Origin of the sequence: Agrobacterium sp. 10MFCol1.1, from assembly GCF_000381165.1 — a bacterium.
GTDB classification, from domain to species: Bacteria; Pseudomonadota; Alphaproteobacteria; order Rhizobiales; family Rhizobiaceae; genus Agrobacterium; species Agrobacterium tumefaciens.
In genome coordinates this window covers 311,689-326,477 of the sequence record NZ_KB906075.1, presented here as the reverse complement: position 1 = coordinate 326,477, position 14,789 = coordinate 311,689, and the positions used below count along the sequence as shown (strand labels likewise).

Below are 14,789 nucleotides of genomic sequence, written 5' to 3'. Positions count from 1 at the left end.
TATTCGTATTCAAGCGATCTCTTCTTAAATCACTTAAACGCGACTTACCAACAGGAAAGAGGACTTGCGGTCATGCAACCCTATCCTGTAGCATTCCTCCATTGCCTCCCATTCGAACGTCGGTCCCCGCCCTTGACAGCATCTTCTCCGAGCCGAGTGTATCTTTTGCGCCACGCCAAGGCCGCCTGGGCGGCACCGGGAGAACGCGATTTCGACCGGGGATTGAACAAGGCCGGTTTTGCCGAGGCGGAGATCATCGCCGACCTTGCCGCCGACCGGCGCTACCGCCCGGACGTGCTCTTGTCCTCCACGGCCACGCGCTGCCGGCAGACCACGCAGGCATGGCAGCGGGCCTTCAACGAGGGCATCGACATCGTCTATATCGACGAAATGTACAATGCGCGCAGCGAAACCTATCTTTCTCTCATCGCCGCGCAAACGGACGCACAGTCCGTGATGCTGGTCGGGCACAACCCCACAATGGAGGCGACGCTGGAGGCGATGATAGGCGAGGACCTGCTGCATGCCGCCCTGCCCTCCGGTTTTCCGACTTCCGGTCTTGCAGTTCTCGATCACGACGACAGTGCCGGGAATGATAAAAATCGCTGGCGGCTGGTCGATTTTCTCTCGCCCGGCAAATAGCCGCAGCAGCGTGTGACCAATGCGTTGCCGAAGCAGGACCCGTTGAAAATCCATTGGCGCGCTTCTTTTTTGGGCAACCGCCCCTTCCTATATTGCAGCTGTGACCGTGAAAAATAGCTGGGAAACTGCCATTGCCGCCTTCTCTTACGTCCCTGACAGACAGTGCGCTCATTGCATTCGACAACCTGGCCGACCGTGCGAGCACCCTTACAAATCCGACATTGCGGCTTGGCGTCACCGGTCTTTCGCGGGCGGGCAAGACGGTTTTCATCTCCTCGCTCGTCCACAATCTTCTGAATGGCGGTCGTCTGCCGCTGTTTGAGGCCATGCGTTCCGGGCGCGTCTCGAATGTGCGTCTGGAGCCGCAACCGGACGATGCCATTCCCCGGTTTCAGTATGAGGACCATATTCAAGCTCTGGTACGCGACAGGCTCTGGCCGGATTCGACACGGGCAATCTCTGAACTGCGGATCACGCTCGACTACCAGAGCGCCAGCGGTTGGGGCCGTTGGTTTTCCGCAGGTAAGCTCTCCATCGATATCGTCGATTATCCCGGCGAATGGCTGCTCGACCTGCCGCTGCTTTCGCAGGACTACAAGAGCTTCAGCGACAGCACCGTCGCGCTGGCGCAAAATGGCATCCGCGCCGAACTCGCGCAGGAATGGTTGGCAATAGCCTCCTCGCTCGACATCAATGCGCCCGCCGACGAGATGACGGCGCGACGCCTCGCGGAAAGCTTCGCCGCCTATCTGAAGGCCTGCAAATCCGACGAGCGGTCGCTCTCCACCTTGCCGCCGGGCCGTCTGCTGATGCCGGGGGATCTGGAAGGATCACCGGCGCTGACCTTTGCGCCCCTGCCGGGCCTGACAGACGACAAGGCACCAAAGGGGTCCCTGCGCGCCATGATGGAGCGGCGCTACGACGCCTACAAGGCAATCGTGGTGAAACCCTTCTTCCGTGAACATTTCGCCCGCCTCGACCGGCAGATCGTGCTGATCGACACTCTTCAGGCGGTCAATCGCGGCCCGGAGGCGGTGCAGGATCTGGAGAGGGCGCTGGGCGATGTTCTCGCCTGTTTCCGCCCTGGCACCAACAGTCTTTTGTCATCGCTGCTAGGCCGGCGTATCGACAAGGTGTTGATTGCCGCTACCAAGGCCGACCACCTGCATCATGAAAGCCACGACCGGCTGGAACGGCTAACCCGCCGTCTGGTGGACCGCGCCATCACCACCATCGGCATGAATGGTGCCGGCATCGAGGTCATGGCACTAGCTTCCGTGCGCGCTACGCGGGAAGCAAGCGTGAGACAGGACGGTCACGAGCTTCCGGTAATCGTCGGCACGCCGATGGCGGGTGAAACAATCAACGGCGAGATATTTGACGGCAACCGTAAAACGGCGATCTTTCCCGGCGACCTGCCCGAAGACCCGGAGCCGCTTTTCCGCAGCATCGACAGGGATGGCGACAAGGCGACGTTGCCGGACGTTAATGTCGTGCGTTTCCGCCCCCCCAATATCGATGAACCGGGCAGCGGCGGCATCCGGCTTTCCGTTCCCCACATAAGGCTCGACCGCGCCATGCAGTTCCTGTTTGGAGACAAGCTCGCATGAAGGCTCCCACACCAAACGATCCGCAGACACGCCGCCCGGCGGCTTTCACGCTCGAAACCGAAGAAACGGCAAGCCCAACCGTCGCGCAAAAACGCGCACCGCGCAGCTTCGACACCGAGATTTCCCTGACGCCCGATGAGGATGATCCATTTTTAGCACCTGAAGAGACGGATGCCGCCGCATTGCCGGTGGCCGTGCCGAAGAAAAGCCGCTTCTCCTTCGGCAAGCTCGCGCTTGGTGCACTCGGCGTGCTGTTCTCGCTGGCCTTCGGGCTCTGGGCGGATCAGCTTATCCGCAATCTCTTTTCCCGCTCCGACTGGCTGGGTTACACGGCGAGCATTGCGCTCCTTGTTGCGCTTTTTGCCGTCCTCGTTCTGGTCGGACGAGAAGTGTTCGGCATCATGCGGCTCAACGCCGTTCAATCGCTGAAAGCCGATGCGGAGACGGCCAGCCTCGACAAGAGCCCGAAACCCGCCCGCGCCATCGTTACCCGCCTCAATGCAGTTCTCTCCCACCGCGCCGAAACGGCCAAGGGGCGCGCCGCACTCAAGGACACCGAAAACGACGTGATCGACGGGCCGCATCTGATCGAGCTTGCCGAACGCGAATTGCTGGTGCCGCTCGACCGGCAGGCCCGCGCGCTGATACTCAACTCCTCCAAACGCGTCTCCGTCGTTACCGCCGTCAGCCCACGCGCCGTGGTCGATCTCGCTTATGTGCTGTTCGAGGTGACAAGGCTGGTGCGCGCCATGGCGGAACTTTACGGCGGCCGACCGGGCACGCTCGGCATGCTCAGGCTTTTGCGTGACGTCGTCGCCCATCTCGCGGTCACAGGTTCGATCGCCGTCGGTGATGGGCTTGCCCAGCAGGTTCTCGGTCACGGGCTTGCCTCAAAACTCTCTGCACGCCTGGGTGAAGGTGTCATCAACGGTCTGATGACGGCGCGAATCGGCATTGCGGCGATGGATCTGTGCCGCCCGCTACCCTTCAAGGCGGTAAAGCGACCCGGCATAGGTGATTTCATGTCTGACCTCACGCCCGATCTTGGTGGCGGAAAAACCGGTCAAAAAGCCTGATCAGCCGGACTTGTACGGCTCAAAAGGTTACGGACGAAGCTGTAAATAAAGCCGAAATAAACCAAGCATTAACCATTCCGCCGGTAGATTGCCGCTTATCGAACAGGCTTCTTCGCCGGGGAAAGTATCATGTATTCGCGCTTCTTTTCGCTTGTGGGCGGACTTGCCGCCATATTGTCCGTCAGCGGCAGCTTCGGCCTGTCTGACGTCCATGCCGCATCGCGCGATCGCGACGACGTGTTTTTCCGTTCCGTTGCCGGAAGCTGGAAAGGTCCGGGCGAAATCGTCGCCGGCAAGTACAAGGGCACCAAGTTCACCTGCGACCTGACGGGCGAGCCGCTCGACGACAAGCAGACGGGCATCAAGCTCGCCGGCACCTGCCGCGTCGGCGTCTTCAGCCAGCCCATGTCCGCGGTCATCAGCCAAAAGGGCGGCTCTTACGAGGGCAAGTTCCTCGACGGCGCCGAAGGCAAGGGACTGGACATCATTTCTGGACAGGTCAGCGGCGATAAGGTCGTTGTGGGCATCAATCGCGCCAAGCTCAACGGTGCCATGGTCGCCCGCGTCTCGAACGACAATTCGATGAACATCACCATTTCCGTCAAGGTCGCCGACCAGATGATCCCGGTTATCGGCGTCACACTCGCGCGCGACATCGACCAGATCGCCGTCGGTTCGATCAAGCCGTAAAACCCGTGACCTTTTCAGCCATCGCCAAGCGGGAGTGTCCACCACTCCCGTTTTTCTTTTGCGCTGATGATGCCGGTTTTATCCGCCTGCCGCAGCCATTCCCGCACGGGCTTGCCCCGGACTTCGAGATCGGGTGCGATATCGGCTAGCGGCATCAGCACGAAGGCACGCTCCGTCATGCGCGGATGCGGCACTTCAATGCTTTCCGTAACGACAACATCATTACCATAGGTCAGCACGTCGATATCGATGGTGCGTGGCCCCCAGCGCTCCGTTCTGACCCGTTTCATGCCCTTTTCGATATCGAGGCACAATTGCAGCAGCGCGGGTGCTGAAAGCGAGGTTTCGACCAGCGCACAGCAATTGAAAAAATCCGCCTGGTCCGTCTTACCCCAGGGCGGCGTGCGGTAAAGCCCGGAGACAGACAGCACCCGGCAATCGCCGTGCGCATCCAATTCGCGCAAGGCTCTGGCCATTGCAGCCGCAGGGTCACCGATATTCCCGCCAAGGCCTAGTGCGGCAACTGTCATCTTGTCAGGCACGGTGTTCAACACTCACCTGCGCATAGTCGAGAATGCCAGGAACCGGCGCAGAGGGCTTGCGAACCGTGATACGCAGCCAGACAATCTGCGGATAACGCGCGCGCAGGGCCTTGGCGATATCGTTCGCGAGAGCCTCGATCAGGTAACGGCGCTGGCCGACGACGATCTTTTCGATAACGGCGAAGGCGACGCCATAATCGACGGTATTTTCGATATCGTCGGTTTCGAGCGCATTACCCGCTTCAACCTCCATCTCGGCATCGACGAAAAAGCGCTGGCCCAGCACTTCCTCCTGCTCGAGAAGGCCATGACGGGCGAAAAAGGAACAGTTTTTAAGAATAATGGTGTAGCGGCTCATCGCATCGCCTCCATGGCGGGGTTATACCGGAATAGCCGGCCTCTTTTAAGGCATGCGGCACTCCGGCATCTATTGATCTATGCATCGGGCCTTGCCGACGCTTTGGCAAGAACCGCGTCGGCAATGGCCAGCGCATCGCGTGTTACGGCGACATTGTGCACCCGAAAAATCGCGGCACCCGCCAGCCTGAGGATCACTGTCGTCGCTGCTGTTCCGATATCGCGTTCTTGGGCCGCATCCCTGCCCGTCAGCGACCCGATGAACCGCTTGCGCGACGTCCCGGCCAGAACAGGCAGGTCAAACGCGGCAAGTTCGCCAAAGCGCGCCATCAGCTCGACATTTTCACGCTCGTCCTTGGCAAAACCGAAACCGGGATCGAGCACGATGGCGTCGCGGGCAATTCCCGCAGCTTCCGCCATCTCAAGCGAACGATTGAGGAATTCGAACTGATCCTCGATAACATCGGCGCGCTTCTGCCTGTCGCGCCCGGTATGCATGATGCAGACGCCCGCGCGCGCGGCGGCAACCACACCCGCCATGTTCCCGTCCTTCTGCAGGCCGAAAACATCGTTGACGATATGGGCGCCCGCCTCGATCGCCAGCCTTGCCGTGGATGCGCGGTAGGTGTCGACGGAAATCAGAACATCAGTCTGGCGACGGAGCCGTTCGATAACCGGCAGCACGCGATCCTGTTCCTCACCCTCGGTCACCTCGGCCGCGCCCGGGCGGGTGGATTCGCCGCCGATATCGATGAGATCCGCCCCCTCCTCGACACAGGTCAGGGCATGGGAAAAAGCCGCTTCAACGGCAAGATAACGGCCGCCATCCGAAAAGGAATCGGGCGTCGCATTGACGATGGCCATAATACGGCCACGTCCATCAAGTTTCAGGGAGCGACCATGGGCCGCTTGCCACACATTGCTGCCGGCTGTTATCACGTAACACGCGCCTTTCGGGAATAACGGAGTGTTATGCCAATTCTTATAAGTTCCACTCCGCCTATGCAGCAAACGTTTTTCAAGTTCAACCGGAAGGCCGGGTTATGACCATTTCTTCACGTGCTCTTTGCGCCGTTTTCGCTGGCGCATTAGCCTTTTCCATGCCCGGATCGGCCTTTTCCGAAACCATCGTCAGCAAGACCTATTCCTATTTTTCGATCAGCGGTAAAACCGCCGCTGACCTCGACAAGCAGCTTTCCAAGCATGGCCCGCTGACGCGCAACACCGGCGCACGCCATCCCGGTGCCACCGAGATCAAATTCGGCGGCGAACTCACCTATGTCGAGAAAAACGGCATGTGCAGCGTTGGAAGCACCAAGGTGTTGCTGAACACCCGTATTCTCCTGCCGCAATGGAAAAACCGCCGTCGCACCACGGCGGAACTGGCCTTCATCTGGGATACGTTGCTTGCAGATATCAAGCGCCACGAGGAACGGCACGCGGAAATCGCCCGCAGCCATGCCCGCTCGCTCGAAAGGCAACTGACGGGGCTTCGTCCGCAAAAAGACTGTGAAACGCTGCAGGCAATGGTCGGCAAGATAACCCAGACCGTGATGGACGAGCACGACAAGGATCAGTTGCGGTTCGATATCGTGGAATCGAAAAACTTCGACGCGCGCATGACCCGGCTTTTGAAGAACCGGATCGAACAGGGCCAGAACCGGCGCTGAGCCGCCTTTCCGCCCATACTCCCCTGGACGCGAAACGCAACGCTAACATGACGTTACGTCATGTTCGATATCACCCGTGACTTCTCGTCATGGTGCGGTCGACAAGACTCATTGTAGCTTGTTCACATGGTTTTTAACGGTGGTGATCCGCAGGGGTCTGGCGTTCGAAACCACCTCCGGTTCTCCCGGTGCGCACTTGAGGCTCGCAGGTGTTTCCTCCCTCGCTTGCATGCTGCGTACCCGCCTCGCCCCGCTCCCCGCTAACAGGTGAGCGGGGCTTTTTCTGTGGCGTATAATTCGGCTTGCCGTCAGCCCTGACGTTCGGGAACGTGAACGACAAGGCCGTCAAGCTCGTCCTTCATCTTGATCTGACAGGAAAGACGCGAGGTCGGGCGCACTTCGAAGGCGAAGTCCAGCATGTCCTCTTCCATCGGCTCGGGTCCGCCGACGCGTTCCGCCCATGCGTCATCCACATAGACATGACAGGTCGCACAGGCACAGGCGCCGCCGCATTCCGCATCGATGCCGGGTATGGAGTTGCGCACGGCATTCTCCATGACGGTGGAACCGTTGCTTACGTCGAGTTCATGGGGCGTGCCGTCAAAGGCAACAATGGTCAGTTTTGTCATGCCGGAGATCCAAAATGGTGTCTAAGAACTGTTCTAAACAAACACATAGAAAGGCCGGTTCGCCTTGGCAACCCGCTTCTCGCAGGCGCCAAGCGCAACCGGCCCTGTAAAACAGACTGGATTCGCCTTAACGGCAGAGCTTGAGGATGAAATTTTCCGCTTCGACAATCGCTGCCGCAAGTCTGGCTACAGCAGCGCTATCGTTGCCCTTGTCCTCCACTGCCGCCGCCGCCGTGGAAACGGTGGAGGCACCAACCGCCTGCGCGGCCCCCTTCAGACGATGGGCAGTTGCCTTGACGGTCTTGTCGTCAGCGCCGGCCATTTCATGCAGGGCAGCACGGGCGTTACGGCTGAAGAGTTGCAGCACCTCGATTTCAAGTTCCTTGTCGCCCATCGTCTGGCGGGCGAGATGTTCGAAATCGATTGGTCTTGTCGCGGCGGCCGGCGCACCACCAAAATTATCCGGAGCTTCGAAAGCAATACTGACGGCTGCCATATCTGAAATTCCTTTGTCTCGCCGTTTCCTGTTTCGTGTCACATCTGTGTCGTATTTACGCATTGAAGCCGGTGCTATCAGCTTAAATTACGGCGTGACGCGGGCGAAAATCTTCTGCTATGGTTAATTTATGTTAAACTTATGCGAAACAAGGCGTTCAGCGTGAAACTCAGGTTTAAAAACTGTTAAAAAGCCGACACTTCGCTGCTGCGGCAAACCCGCATTAATTGTTTCGAACACCTAAATGTGTCACTACGGTACTGCCGTTCCGACGAGGCTTATGCTCAAGCTTTGTTATTCCGGCACAGTGATGTAATTTCGCCCGAAAGCTGGACCACCAGCAATTCGGGATTGGTAATGGCGGAATTGTTCTCTTTAACGGGATAATGTTCCGCTGGCATGATGGCGGCAGTCCATTTGCGGGTCGCAGATGGTCAAACGGCATGAAGCCGGGCGTATGTGTAACGAGGCGTAACCGCATGGCGAATAACAAGATCAGCGACTCTGTCGACGAGACTGCATTTCAGGCGTTGGAAGACGCCCTGCAGCTTGGTGCTTTCGAAGACAAGCCGGAATCGCGGAAGACGACAGCGCCAAAGCAGCCGGAGGCCAGATTGAAGGAAGCAAGCAGACAGACCCCTGCTCCCGAGGCCGCGCGCGCGCCTGCCGACCAGGCGCCCAGATCCCCCAATCTGGAAGCTGCCAACGACGGCTCCAAGCGCAGCCCGGCCATGATCCTGAAATCGCTCGAAGGCGGCTCCATCGGCGGCGCGCTCAGAAACGCGACGATCATGTCGGTGATCTGGGCGCTCGGCGGCCTCGGCATCGCGCATCTTATCTACGGCAGTGCACTCTGGAACATCGGCTCGGTTGCCGATCTCGCCGCAATACCTGGGCTGATGGCGATCGTCGTCGGCATCGTCGTTCCGATCATGCTGTTCTTCGCCTTCGCGATCATGATGGCGCGTGCCCGCGATCTGCGCAACGCTGCCCGATCGATGGCAGAAGTCGCCCTTCGTCTTGCCGAACCCGAAACTGTCGCCTCCGACCGGATCATGTCCGTCGGCCAGGCGGTTCGCCGAGAAGTCTCGGCCATGAACGACGGCATCGAGCGCACCATTGCCCGCGCGACGGAACTCGAAACGCTCGTCCATTCTGAAGTCAACGCGCTTGAGCGCAGCTATGCAGACAATGAACTGCGCGTGCGCAGCCTCGTGCAGGAACTGAGCGCCGAGCGTGACGCCATCGTCAACCATGCGGAGCGCATCCGCTCCTCCATTGTCGGCGCGCAGGAACAGATCAAGGAAGAGCTTTCCATCGTCGGCGAAGAGCTTTCGATGCGGCTTTCCACCACCGGTGAGGCCTTCGCCTCGATGATCGACACACGCTCGGCCGCGCTGCTCGAAAAATCGCGCGCCTCGACCGAGGCGATGGGCAGCCTGATTGCCGCCAAGACCGAAAACCTGCTGCAGGCACTGAATTCCTCGGGCGCAACGCTGTCGAGCGAATTCGACATGCGTCTGCACAACCTCACCTCGACGCTGGACGAGCGCGGCGAAGTGCTGCTGGAGCGCTTCGCGATCCACGCCTCGACGCTTGACAGCGGCGCGGAAAGCCTCAACAGCGCACTCGAGGAACGCACCCGCCAGCTCAACGAGACCCTTTCCACCCGCACACTCGAACTCAACCGCAATATCGATCGCGGCCAGCAGATCATCGGCGGCTCGCTGGATAACGTGCTCGACAAGCTGTCCACGACGCTTGAAGAAAAAGGCCTGTCCTTCCGCCAGAGCCTGCAAAGCACGGCTGATGACGCGATCATGGATCTCGATCTTCGCTCCGGCCTCTATGAAGAACGCCTGCAGGCGACGGTCGGCCAGGTCAACTCCGCCTTCGACGAACATGTGGCGGATTTCGCCAGTGCCTTCGACCAGCGCGCCGGCAGCCTCGACAGCAAGCTGATGGAGAGCCTCGCCCGGATCAACGAAACCGTTGCCGGCGGCTCCGAAGCCCTCGACACCATGCTGACCAGCGGACTTGAGCGCATCGGCAACACCATGACCGACCAGTCGCTTGCTCTTGCAACCGCACTGGGCACCGGCCAGGAAATGCTCGAAAGCGCGCTTGAGACCCGTACCCGCGCGTTCAGCGACGCAATCGGCCAGCGCACCGCTGAAATCACCGATGCCTTCGCCAATTCGCACCAGAAGATCGACGGCGTGCTGGCGGAGCGCAGCAATGCCCTGTTTGGCGCGCTTTCGGCAAGCCAGGACCGTTTCGACGAGGCGCTTGCCAGCCGTTCGCTGGCCATTACCGGCTCGGTCTCCGGCACGGCGGAACGTCTAGCCGCGATGCTTGAGGAGCGTGCAGCAGCAATCAACAGCGTCGTTGCCGATGTCGAGCGCCGTCTTTCGGAAACGCTCGAAACCCGCGCCGCCGCCATCACCGGCGCCGTTTCCGGCATCGAGGACCGCATTTCCGATACGCTGGAAAGCCGCACGGCTGCCCTGCACGACGTCGTATCCGGTGCGGAAAACCGTATTGCCGAGACGCTGGATGGCCGCACGGCCGCTCTTTCCAGCGCCATTTCCGGCGTCGAGGAACGCATCGCCGACACGATGGACAGCCGCACGCTTTCGCTCGACATGACCTTCGCCAACGTCGAGGAAAGGCTGTCGGAAACGCTCGACAACCGTACCTCCGCTCTGTCCGGCATTGTGGCAAGTGCCGAAGAGAGGATTGCGGGCGCACTCGACAGCCGCACGTCTACCTTCGGCGACGTGGTTGCCGGTGCCGAGAGCCGTATCGCGGAAACGCTTGATGGTCGCACGGCAGCACTAAACGCCGTCGTTTCGGGGGCTGAAGAACGCATCGCGGATGCACTCGACAGCCGCACCATGGCACTCGACATGGCGTTTTCCGGCGCCGAGGAAAAAATTACCGAAGCACTCGATACCCGCACCGCCGTGCTTGGCGAATTGGTGGCCGGTGCTGAGACCCGTATCGCAGAAACGCTTGATGGCCGCACGGCAGCGCTTAACGCCGTCGTCTCCGGCGTTGAAGAACGCATTGCAGATGCACTCGACAGCCGCACCATGGCATTTGACATGGCGTTTTCCGGCGCCGAGGAAAAAATTACCGAAGCGCTCGATACCCGCACCGCCGTTCTTGGCGAATTGGTGGCCGGTGCCGAGACCCGCATTGCCAGCGCACTCGACAGCCGCACGGCTTCGCTCAAAAATGTTGTATCCGGCGCGGAAGAGCGGATCACGGACGTGCTCGACAGCCGCACCATGGCGCTCGACCTGAGCTTCTCCGGTGTCGAGGAAAAGATCGCCGACATCCTCGACGGACGCACCGCTGCGCTTCACTCGGCGGTTTCCGGGGTCGAAGATCGTATTGCCGATGCCCTGGACAGCCGCACTGCCGCCCTTTCCGGCATTGTCTCCAGTGCGGAAGAACGCATCGCGGACGCTCTCGACAGCCGCACCATGGCGCTCGACATGACGATTTCCGGCGTTCAGGAGCGTATCTCCGAGGCGATGGATGCCAGAACCGCATCACTGTCGCTCGCGGCCGCAGGCGTCGGCCAGCGACTGGAATCGACGGCTTTCACGCTTGAAAACGCACTTGCCAGCGGCCACGAGCGGCTGGAGACCATGCTCGGTTCGCAGGCCGAACGCATTGCCGGCTCGCTTGAGCGCAATAGCGGCCTGATCGAGCAGAGCGTCTCCGGCGCGGCGAACCGCATCGAAAGCGTCGTGGAAGACGGCAGCAGCCGTTTTGCGCAGACGGTGGAAGAAGGCGTCTCCCGCCTCGAAAACAACCTGTCGCAATCGCATGAAGACATCCGTACCGCGCTCGAGCAGCGCCAGGCGGATATCGCCGCGACGTTGAGCTCAGCCACGACCCAGATGGGCGACATGCTCTCCGAGCAGGCGATGATGATCGGCACCACCGTTGCATCCAGCGCCAGCATGCTCGAACTCTCGCTCGAAACCCAGCAGGAGACGTTGCAGAAGGCCATAGACGGCAGTGCAGCCACGCTGGAACAGCGTCTTCGCAACAGCGCCGGCGATATTGCCGTCAAGATCGGTGAGGCCGCCCGCGAAATCGGCGGTGCGACCGATGCTCTCTCCTCGCGGATCGAAACCTCGATCGGAAGCGTCACGGGCAGGCTCGACGAGACCGGCACCCGCATCGAGACTTCGCTCGGAGCGCTGCAGGAGCGTGTGTCGAGCGATCTCGGCAACGTCAACACGTCGATCGAGGATGCCGGACGTCGCTTTGCCGACGCGCTGGAAGACAAGACAGCCGCCTTCGCCCGCACCAGCGACGATGCTGCTCAACGTATCACCGGCATTCTGGACGAGCAGACGATACGGGTTGCCGACACGTTCGAAAGCCGCACCAGCCGTCTGGCGGAAACCTTCGATGCCGGTTCGGCCCGCATCGATGAACGCCTCGGCACCATGGACCGCGCGCTGACGATCGGCCTCGAAAACGTCAACCGCACCATCGAAGGCAAGGCGAGCGAACTCGCGGTCGGCCTGCGTGGGGCGGTCATTTCCGCCACCCAGAGCATCGACGAAGAAGCCGTTCGTTCCACTGCCCTGCTTGCGAAAACCGGCTCGGAATTCGCCGAACAGGTGCAGGCGCAGAACGACGCCTTCACCAAGGCGATCGAAGAACGCTCCGGCGAGATCGTCAATCGCATCTCGGATGCACAGACACGCCTGTCCGGCCAGGCGGCAGCCGTCGCCCAGACCTTCTCCGAGGCGGGCAACATCATCGTCAACAAGGTTGCCGAGGCCGAAGCGGTCGTGCGCTCGCAGGTGGGCGTCATTTCCGAGACCCTGACCGGTGTCGAATCCGCTCTCGATGCGCGCGGCGAATCCATCCGCTCGGCGCTGGACAACCGCACTCGCGAACTCAACTCGATGCTGGCCAGCCGTTCTGCTGAACTGTCGCGCCTGATCGAAGAGAAGGCAAAGCCTGTCGTCGACGAATACGCCACCATCGGTCGCGAAGCCGCCGAAAAGATCGTCTCCGCCGCCCAGCAGAGCGCCGAACTTCTGTCGCAGAGCAACAGCGGCATGGTCGGCATGGTGGAACAGGCGATCAGCGATTATGCCAACGCCGGAAGCGAGGCAGCAAGCAAGCTTGTCGCGGCAACCCGCCAGAGCACGGACATGCTGTCGCAGACGCATACGGCCATGGCCGACGCCGTCGAAGAAGGTATCGACAAATACACCCGCACGGGCAGCGATGTGGCAAACAAGCTTGTCGCCGCCACGCGCCAGAGCACGGATATGCTGTCGCAGACCCATAACAGCATGGCCGAAATCGTCGAAAAGTCGGCAAACAACTTCAACTCTGCGGTTGAGCGCGCCGCGCAGGAATTCGGCACGGCCGACGAAGCGTTGAACGCATCGGCCACCCGCTTCTCCGAATCCGCCTCGCAGGCCGCCGACATGGTGTCCAGCTCCAGCCGTCTGCTGGAAGGAAAGATCGATCGTCTGTCGAATATTTCCGGCCAGACACTGGCGCAGGTTGCCGGCATCGTCGGACGTTTCGAGGAACATTCGAAGGTTCTCAGCCAGGCGTCCGAACTGCTCAATGCCGCGCAGTCGAGCCTTGTCGGTACGCTGGAAGAGCGTCAGGATGCACTTCGCAGCCTGTCTGTCGGACTAGTCAAGCGTTCCGAGGAAATCGAAACCGCCATGCGCGGCGTCGTCAGCGTGGTGGAAACCACGCTCAACGAGGCCGAGGAGCGTTCGCAGAACGTCGCCGGCAACCTGCGTGACAATCTGCAGGCATCCTTCTCCGATATCGGCCGTTCGCTCGACGAGACGGAACAGCGCGCCCGCTCGGCAGCACAGACCATGCGGGGTGCCCTCCTCGCCGCTGGTCAGGATGCCAGCCGTTCGATCGAGAGCACGCTTTCCGACGCGCAGAAATATTCCGACGAGCTGGTCAACCGCCTGCGTGGCGGTGTCGAATCCTCGCTTTCGGAAGTCGACAACTTGCTCGGCAGTGCCTCGGAAAAATCCAATGCCGCCGCCGCCAACCTCAAGGAAACGCTGCGTCAGGCAGTTGAGGAAGCTGTCAGCCGTTTTGCCGGCGCGACGGACGAAATCCGCCGCTCCAGCCACGATATCCGCCGCGAGCTGGATGCGACCCGTGCCGAACTGAAGCGTGGCGCGTTCGACCTGCCGGAAGAGGCCAAGGAAAGCGCCGCAGCGATGCGCCGCGCCGTTTCCGAGCAGATCAAGGCCCTGCAGGATATTTCCCAGCTTGTCGGTCGCTCGACCCAACAGATGGAAGTTTCCGAACCCGTCGCCCGCGCCATTGCCGCGACCCAGCCTGCCGCTGAACGCCGTGTCGAAGCGCGTCCGCAGCCGGCAGCAGCCACGCCGGCACAGCCACCACGCCCGGCTCAGCCGCAGCCGGCAGCCGCACCCGCCTTGCGTGGCACCCTGCCGCTTGAGAACCGCCAGGTCGAAAACCGTCAGGCGCCTGCCCCGTCCCAGGCAACTGCGGCTCCTGCCGCACGCCGCGAAGAAGGCGGTGGCTGGATCAGCGATCTTCTGCGCGGCGCCTCGCAGGAATCGGCCGCCGCTTCCGCACCCCGCGCAAGCGGCGATCAGCAGCCGACCCGTGCTGCCGATACCCGCAATCCGCGTCACATGGTGGAATCGCTGAACTCGCTGTCCGTCGACATCGCCCGCGCGATCGACCACGATGCCTCGGTGGAACTGTGGCGCCGGTACCAGCGCGGCGAACGTGACGTCTTCACCCGTCGCCTCTATACGCTGAAGGGCCAGACGACGTTTGACGAGATCAAGCGCAAATACGAGCGGGAGGCCGAATTCCGCACCGCCGTGGACCGCTACATCACCGATTTCGAAAAGCTGCTCGCTGATGTCGCCCGCACGGACCGTGACCGGACAGTCACCCAGTCCTACCTCACCTCCGATACCGGCAAGGTCTACACGATGCTTGCCCATGCGGCGGGTCGGTTCAACTGATCTCTGGTTAAGACCAGAAACAATAAAACCCCGGTCATGGCCGGGG

Annotated in this window: 11 protein-coding genes; 6 read left to right on the top strand and 5 right to left on the bottom strand. The window is 61.0% G+C overall.

From position 1 onward, the window contains the following. Positions 1-165: 165 nt before the first annotated feature. From F617_RS0112835 to F617_RS0112820, 4 genes are all read left to right on the top strand, one after another. On the top strand, positions 166-642 hold the full coding sequence (locus tag F617_RS0112835; protein ID WP_245260788.1) for a histidine phosphatase family protein: 477 nt from the start codon (positions 166-168) through the stop codon (positions 640-642). Between the two features lie 131 nt (positions 643-773). Next, complete coding sequence (locus F617_RS0112830) at positions 774-2,252, top strand: YcjX family protein (protein ID WP_019565517.1); 1,479 nt, start codon at positions 774-776, stop codon at positions 2,250-2,252. Beyond that, positions 2,249-3,328 carry a YcjF family protein gene (locus F617_RS0112825; protein ID WP_019565516.1) on the top strand — a complete coding sequence of 360 codons (1,080 nt, stop codon included), beginning with the start codon at positions 2,249-2,251 and terminating at the stop codon, positions 3,326-3,328. Before F617_RS0112830 ends, F617_RS0112825 begins: the two co-directional genes overlap by 4 nt. A gap of 129 nt (positions 3,329-3,457) precedes the next feature. Continuing rightward, entirely contained in the window at positions 3,458-4,018 is a 561-nt protein-coding gene (locus F617_RS0112820) for a hypothetical protein (protein ID WP_003512790.1), read from the top strand. A 14-nt stretch (positions 4,019-4,032) separates the two neighbouring features. On the opposite strand, the gene folK is transcribed toward F617_RS0112820, so the two are convergent. The 3 genes from folK to folP form a co-directional block, all read right to left on the bottom strand. Further along, positions 4,033-4,548 carry a 2-amino-4-hydroxy-6-hydroxymethyldihydropteridine diphosphokinase gene (folK, locus tag F617_RS0112815; RefSeq protein WP_019565515.1) on the bottom strand — a complete coding sequence of 172 codons (516 nt, stop codon included), beginning with the start codon at positions 4,546-4,548 and terminating at the stop codon, positions 4,033-4,035. Between the two features lie 4 nt (positions 4,549-4,552). Beyond that, positions 4,553-4,918 carry a dihydroneopterin aldolase gene (folB, locus tag F617_RS0112810; RefSeq protein WP_013636000.1) on the bottom strand — a complete coding sequence of 122 codons (366 nt, stop codon included), beginning with the start codon at positions 4,916-4,918 and terminating at the stop codon, positions 4,553-4,555. Positions 4,919-4,995: 77 nt separating this feature from the next. Next, on the bottom strand, positions 4,996-5,781 hold the full coding sequence (gene folP / locus F617_RS0112805; protein ID WP_019565514.1) for a dihydropteroate synthase: 786 nt from the start codon (positions 5,779-5,781) through the stop codon (positions 4,996-4,998). A 179-nt stretch (positions 5,782-5,960) separates the two neighbouring features. Here folP and F617_RS0112800 point away from each other — a divergent pair, with 179 nt between their 5' ends. Next, positions 5,961-6,587, top strand: coding sequence for a DUF922 domain-containing Zn-dependent protease (locus tag F617_RS0112800; protein ID WP_019565513.1), 627 nt, complete (start codon positions 5,961-5,963; stop codon positions 6,585-6,587). A 308-nt stretch (positions 6,588-6,895) separates the two neighbouring features. On the opposite strand, the gene F617_RS0112795 is transcribed toward F617_RS0112800, so the two are convergent. Both F617_RS0112795 and F617_RS0112790 read right to left on the bottom strand, forming a co-directional pair. Next, the gene (locus F617_RS0112795; protein WP_003512782.1) at positions 6,896-7,216 is read right to left on the bottom strand and encodes a 2Fe-2S iron-sulfur cluster-binding protein; all 321 of its coding nucleotides are present in this window, start codon (positions 7,214-7,216) and stop codon (positions 6,896-6,898) included. A gap of 127 nt (positions 7,217-7,343) precedes the next feature. Further along, positions 7,344-7,712 (bottom strand): Hpt domain-containing protein, encoded by a 369-nt coding sequence (locus F617_RS0112790; protein WP_003512780.1) that lies wholly within the window; start codon positions 7,710-7,712, stop codon positions 7,344-7,346. Positions 7,713-8,191: 479 nt separating this feature from the next. Between F617_RS0112790 and F617_RS0112785 the strand changes: the two genes are divergently transcribed. After that, positions 8,192-14,743: an apolipoprotein A1/A4/E domain-containing protein gene (locus F617_RS0112785; RefSeq protein WP_019565512.1), complete on the top strand. Its 6,552-nt coding sequence runs from the start codon at positions 8,192-8,194 to the stop codon at positions 14,741-14,743. Positions 14,744-14,789 lie beyond the last annotated feature (46 nt).

Coding starts and splice junctions, on each gene's coding strand:
- F617_RS0112825 (WP_019565516.1), top strand. CDS start 2,249: ATGAAGGCTCCCACACCAAACGATCCGCAGACACGCCGCCCGGCGGCT.
- F617_RS0112820 (WP_003512790.1), top strand. CDS start 3,458: ATGTATTCGCGCTTCTTTTCGCTTGTGGGCGGACTTGCCGCCATATTG.
- folK (WP_019565515.1), bottom strand. CDS start 4,548: ATGACAGTTGCCGCACTAGGCCTTGGCGGGAATATCGGTGACCCTGCG.
- folB (WP_013636000.1), bottom strand. CDS start 4,918: ATGAGCCGCTACACCATTATTCTTAAAAACTGTTCCTTTTTCGCCCGT.
- folP (WP_019565514.1), bottom strand. CDS start 5,781: ATGGCCATCGTCAATGCGACGCCCGATTCCTTTTCGGATGGCGGCCGT.
- F617_RS0112800 (WP_019565513.1), top strand. CDS start 5,961: ATGACCATTTCTTCACGTGCTCTTTGCGCCGTTTTCGCTGGCGCATTA.
- F617_RS0112795 (WP_003512782.1), bottom strand. CDS start 7,216: ATGACAAAACTGACCATTGTTGCCTTTGACGGCACGCCCCATGAACTC.
- F617_RS0112790 (WP_003512780.1), bottom strand. CDS start 7,712: ATGGCAGCCGTCAGTATTGCTTTCGAAGCTCCGGATAATTTTGGTGGT.
- F617_RS0112785 (WP_019565512.1), top strand. CDS start 8,192: ATGGCGAATAACAAGATCAGCGACTCTGTCGACGAGACTGCATTTCAG.